The sequence below is a fragment of the Actinomycetospora sp. genome, assembly GCF_055612215.1.
Genome location: NZ_JBVPVA010000841.1, coordinates 1 through 4924, shown reverse-complemented (window position 1 = coordinate 4924; position 4924 = coordinate 1). Strand labels below are relative to the sequence as shown.

5 protein-coding genes are annotated in these 4924 nt (G+C 72.9%); 3 read left to right on the top strand and 2 right to left on the bottom strand.

The genetic code is table 11. From position 1 onward, the window contains the following. Window positions 1-1153 (top strand): phosphoketolase family protein (locus AC0CYZ_RS22960; RefSeq protein ID WP_472219620.1); only part of this gene is annotated, 1153 nt, incomplete at its 5' end. Next, window positions 1153-2268, top strand: a complete 1116-nt coding sequence (locus AC0CYZ_RS22955) for an acetate/propionate family kinase (protein WP_472219618.1) — start codon at window positions 1153-1155, stop codon at window positions 2266-2268. The genes AC0CYZ_RS22960 and AC0CYZ_RS22955, both read left to right, overlap by 1 nt. 12 nt (window positions 2269-2280) lie before the next feature. Here the strand turns inward: AC0CYZ_RS22955 and AC0CYZ_RS22950 are convergent, their stop codons facing one another. Together AC0CYZ_RS22950 and AC0CYZ_RS22945 are read right to left on the bottom strand one after the other, a co-directional pair. After that, on the bottom strand, window positions 2281-3195 hold the full coding sequence (locus AC0CYZ_RS22950) for an anti-sigma factor RsbA family regulatory protein (protein WP_472219622.1): 915 nt from the start codon (window positions 3193-3195) through the stop codon (window positions 2281-2283). A gap of 65 nt (window positions 3196-3260) precedes the next feature. Further along, complete coding sequence (locus AC0CYZ_RS22945) at window positions 3261-4037, bottom strand: sigma-70 family RNA polymerase sigma factor (RefSeq protein ID WP_472219616.1); 777 nt, start codon at window positions 4035-4037, stop codon at window positions 3261-3263. A gap of 347 nt (window positions 4038-4384) precedes the next feature. Here AC0CYZ_RS22945 and AC0CYZ_RS22940 point away from each other — a divergent pair. Beyond that, a partial coding sequence (locus tag AC0CYZ_RS22940; RefSeq protein WP_472219614.1) for an MFS transporter occupies window positions 4385-4924 on the top strand: 540 nt, incomplete at its 3' end.

Genomic DNA, 4924 nt, shown 5'->3' with positions numbered 1-4924 from the left:
GGTGGTCGAGGTGCTCTCCGAGCACATGTGCCAGGGCTGGCTCGAGGGCTACCTGCTCACCGGCCGGCACGGGCTGTTCACCTGCTACGAAGCCTTCATCCACATCGTCGACTCGATGGTCAACCAGCACGCCAAGTGGCTCAAGGTGACCCGGGACATCCCGTGGCGCCGGTCGATCGCGTCGTTGAACTACCTGCTCACCTCGCACGTGTGGCGCCAGGACCACAACGGCTTCTCACACCAGGACCCCGGCTTCATCGACCACGTCGTGAACAAGAAGGCCGAGCTGGTGCGGGTATACCTGCCCCCGGACGCGAACACCCTGCTCTCCACCGCCGACCACTGCCTGCGCTCGCGGGACTACGTCAACGTCGTCGTGGCCGGCAAGCAGCCCGCGCCGCAGTGGCTGGACATGGACGCCGCGGTCGCGCACTGCACCCGCGGGCTCGGGATCTGGGACTGGGCCAGCAGCGACCACGACGCCGAGCCCGACCTCGTGCTCGCCTGCGCCGGGGACGTCCCGACCCTGGAGACCCTCGCCGCGACCGACCTGCTGCGCCGCCACCTGCCCGAGCTGCGGGTGCGGGTGGTCAACGTCGTCGACCTGATGCGCCTCGAGGACCCGGGCGAGCACCCGCACGGGCTGCCAGACCGCGAGTTCGACGCGCTGTTCACGCCGAACAAGCCGGTGATCTTCGCCTACCACGGCTATCCCTGGCTCATCCACCGCCTGACCTACCGGCGGACCAACCACGCCAACCTGCACGTGCGCGGCTACAAGGAGGAAGGCACCACCACCACCCCGTTCGACATGGTCATGCTCAACGACCTCGACCGCTTCCACCTGGTCATGGACGTGATCGACCGCGTCCCGGGCCTGGGCGTGCGCCACGCCGCACTGCGCCAGCAGATGGTCGACGAACGCCTCGCCTGCCGGGACTACACCCGCCGGTACGGCGAGGACCGCCCCGACGTCCGCGACTGGGTGTGGTCAGCCGACGGCGGCGCGGAGATTCCCCGTCCCCCGGGGACCACCGACACCGACAGCGACTTCCCCGACGACCCGCAGACCGGCCCCGACCAGCACGACCCGCTGGCCGACGTCCGCGACACGACCGAGCCCGCCGACACCACGTCCGGGCCGCGGGGCTGATGCGGGTCCTCGTCCTCAACGCCGGGTCCAGCAGCGTCAAGCTGCGCGTCGTGGAGGCCGACGACACCGTCGCCCACCGCGCCGACCTCGACGCCCCCCACGGGCAGCCCGCGGCCGGCGCCCTCGAACGCACCGTGACGGAGCTGGTCCGCGAGGCCGGCGGGGTCGACGCCGTCGGGCACCGGGTGGTGCACGGCGGGGCCGAGTTCACCGGACCCACCGTGATCGAGCACGACGTCCCGGAGCGGATCGAGCGGCTCCGGGTGCTCGCGCCGCTACACCAACCGCCCGCGGTCGCGGGCATCCGGGCGACGACCGAGGCACTGCCCGGCGTCCCGGCGGCGGCGTGCTTCGACACCGCCTTCCACGCCACCATGCCCGACGCCGCCCGGACCTACGCGGTCCCGCCGCGGTGGCGCACCGAGCTCGGCCTGCGCCGCTACGGCTTCCATGGACTGGCCCACGACTGGGCGTCGACCCGCGCCGCGCATCTCGTGGGCCGGCCGATCGAGGGGCTGCGCGTGGTCGTCGCCCACCTCGGCGCAGGCGCGTCCGCGTGCGCCGTCGTGGGGGGCCGTTCGGTGGACACCACCATGGGCTTCACCCCCACCGCCGGCCTCGTCATGGCCACCCGCAGCGGCGACCTCGACCCCTCGGCCGTCACCTGGTTGACCCGCCACGCCGGAATCCCGACCGGCGAGGTCGACCACGCCCTCGACCACGCCTCGGGCCTGCTCGCCCTCGCCGGGGACCCCGACATGCGCCAGGTCCTCGCGGCCGGCGCGGCCGGCGACGACGCCGCCGCGCTCGCGATCGAGGTCTGGGTGCACCGGGCCCGCGGTCAGCTCGCCGCCATGGCCGCCGCCGCCGGCGGCCTCGACGTCCTCGCCTTCAGCGGCGGCATCGGGGAGAACGCGCCAGACCTGCGGCGACGCGTCGTCGAGGGCCTCGGTTTCCTCGGGCTCGCCCTCGACCCCGCCGTGGACAGACTCACCGTCGACGGCGCCGAAGGCGACGTGTCCACCTCCGACGCCCCGGCGCGCACCGTCGTCGTCCACGCCCGCGAGGACCTCGTCATCGCGCGTCAGGTGCGACAGATCCTCGCGGAGCGCTGACGGGCAGGCGACTCAGAGGACGATCCGCGCGGTGAAGCCGTCCGCGGCGCGGAAGAAGTAGATCTGCCAGGTGAGCTGCCGGGCGACCCAGAGGCCGCTGCCCGAGCCAGGGCGCGGCGCAAGGTAGCCGGCTGCGGGCTCGTCGAACCCGGGCCCGGTGTCGACGATCTCGCAGGCGAACCGGCCGGCGGCCCGCCCGACGAGGACGTCCCGGACCCCGCCCCCGTGCCGGACGGCGTTGGCGGCGACCTCGGTGGCCGCGAGGAGCATCTCGAGCGATCGCTGCTCCGGCACTCCGGCGAGGTCGAGCTCGCGCGCCAGCCGCTCCCGGAACTCCTCGGCGTCCCGACCGAACCCGATCGAGCGCCGGGAGACCAACGGGGCGGGCGGCACGGTGGCCCGCCGGAGGAGCCGCTCGGGGTCCTCGTAGCGGTCGCTGACGGCCGGGCCGTCCTCGGTGACGACGGTGGGGTGGGTGCGCCACACGGCGTCGCGGATCGCGTCGGGCAGGTTCCGGCCGTCGTAGGTGCACACCACCCAGGCCGGGAGGTGCGCGAACGACTCGTTGAACACGGCCTCGTAGGCCGCCCACAGATCCCACTCGGCCGGATCGGGCCCGAACTGGACGTCGGCCACCGCGCGCAGCGACGGGGTCCGCACCAGCTGGTCGGCGTAGACCGCGTGGTACGCGGCCAACGTGCGCGCCGGCCGCGTGTAGGCCTCGCCGACGTCGACGAAGGCGACCGAGGCGGCGTCGTCCCCGAGCGCCTCGCGCATGACGGCGAGGCCGGGACGCGTGTGCGCGACGACAGCCCCCTCGCCGACCCGGAGTCCCTCACGCAGGAACGCGACCGCCGTCGTCACGTACTCCTCCAGGGAGTCGTACACGAGGGCGTCGTGTCGCAGATCGGTGGAATGAGAATTCATCGGGCGCCGTTCCGTCACGAGATGTCACATCAGACTACTCTCCGGGCAGCGCTCGGGCAGGACGATCACAGGGCGCGCGATTCCGGAGCCGGTTGCGACAGCGCGGACCGCAATTTCTGCAGCGCTCCCGATTCGATCTGCCGGGCGCGTTCCGCGGTCAGCCCGAGACCTTGGCCGATCTGCTGCAGGGTCTGTGCAGGCGTGCCCAACCCGTAGTGCGCCCGCAGCACGGCGCGCTCCCGCTCGGCGAGCCCGGCGGTCAGGTCCTCGACCTCGCGGAACTCGATCGCGTCGAGCACCTGGTCGAACGCCTGCTCGGCGTCGCCGTCCCGGACGTGGTCGGCCACGGCGTCGCGGCCGTCCCCAGCGGGCTCCTCGACGCTGGCGGGCGCACGGGCCGCGGCCAGCAACCTCGCGATCCGGTCCCGGCTGAACCCGGTGGCGCCGACCAGTTGGTCGGTCGTCGGCTCGGTCCCGTACCGGCCGACATGGTCGCGACGGGCGGCGCGGATCGCGGCCAGTCCTCGGACGGCGCGGTCGGACAGGGCCAGGGGCATCGTCAGCTCGGCGACGAGGTCCTGCATGGCCTTGCGTACCCAGTAGCTGGCATAGGCCCAGAACGGCGTCCCGAGGTCCGGGTCGTAGCGCCGGGTTGCGAACAGCAGGCCCGCGACCCCCTCCTGGATGAGCTCCTGGCGCTCGACGCCGATCCCGGTGGGAAAGTGGCGCGCCAGCGCCGCGATCGGCGGGAGGAATGCCTCGACGAGTCGTTGGCACGCCTCGAGATCACCGGCCTCGGTGGCGATGACCAATGCGCGTTCTTGGGTCGTGGTGAGCCGCACGGCCCCTGTCATGGGTCCGAACGGGCGCGTCGATGCGCTTGTGCTGCCATTGTGCCCCTCTTGTTCAGGACGCCTCAGTGTGGCACCGCGCGTTGCGGTCCCGATAGGCCTCGTTGATGCCCCCGACGAATGCGACCCGAGTTCTTGGGTTCGAGGCCCCGGCGCCTTAGTGGACACGTCACCGAGGCTCGACCCGCGGCGCGCCCCGAGGATTCGGTCAACCGACTGCTGCGCGGGAGTGCGCGAGCGGACGCGAAGCCGACGCGGCGCGGCAGTCACCCGACTCAAGACCGGAACGCCCTCCACCGCGTGGACTGGATCCGGCACACGACACCCCAGGAGGACGCATGAGTACCACGGCCGGCTCGACCCCCCGGTACCGCCGGGCGGTCGGGATCGCGCTCGTCGCCGCCGTCGGGGGCTTCCTCTTCGGCTTCGACACGGCAGTGATCAACGGAGCGGTCGACGCCCTGACCGGCCGCTTCGCGCTCAGCTCCGTGCTGTCGGGCTTCGCCGTCGCGTGCGCCCTGCTCGGGTCGGCGATCGGCGCCTGGTTCGCGGGCCCGCTCGCCGACCGGTGCGGACGGGTGCGGATCATGGTTCTCGCCGGCACCTTGTTCGCGGTCAGCTCGATCGGATCCGGGCTCGCGGTCTCGGTGTGGGACCTCATCGGATGGCGCGTGCTCGCCGGGATCGGCATCGGCATCGCCTCGGTGATCGCGCCCGCCTACATCGCCGAGATCGCGCCCGCGGCGATCCGCGGCCGGCTGGGCTCGCTGCAGCAGCTCGCGATCGTCACCGGCATCTTCGTCGCGCTGCTCAGCGACGCCTTCCTCGCGAACTCCGCCGGCAGCGCCGCGGACACCCTGTGGCTCGGGCTCTCCGCC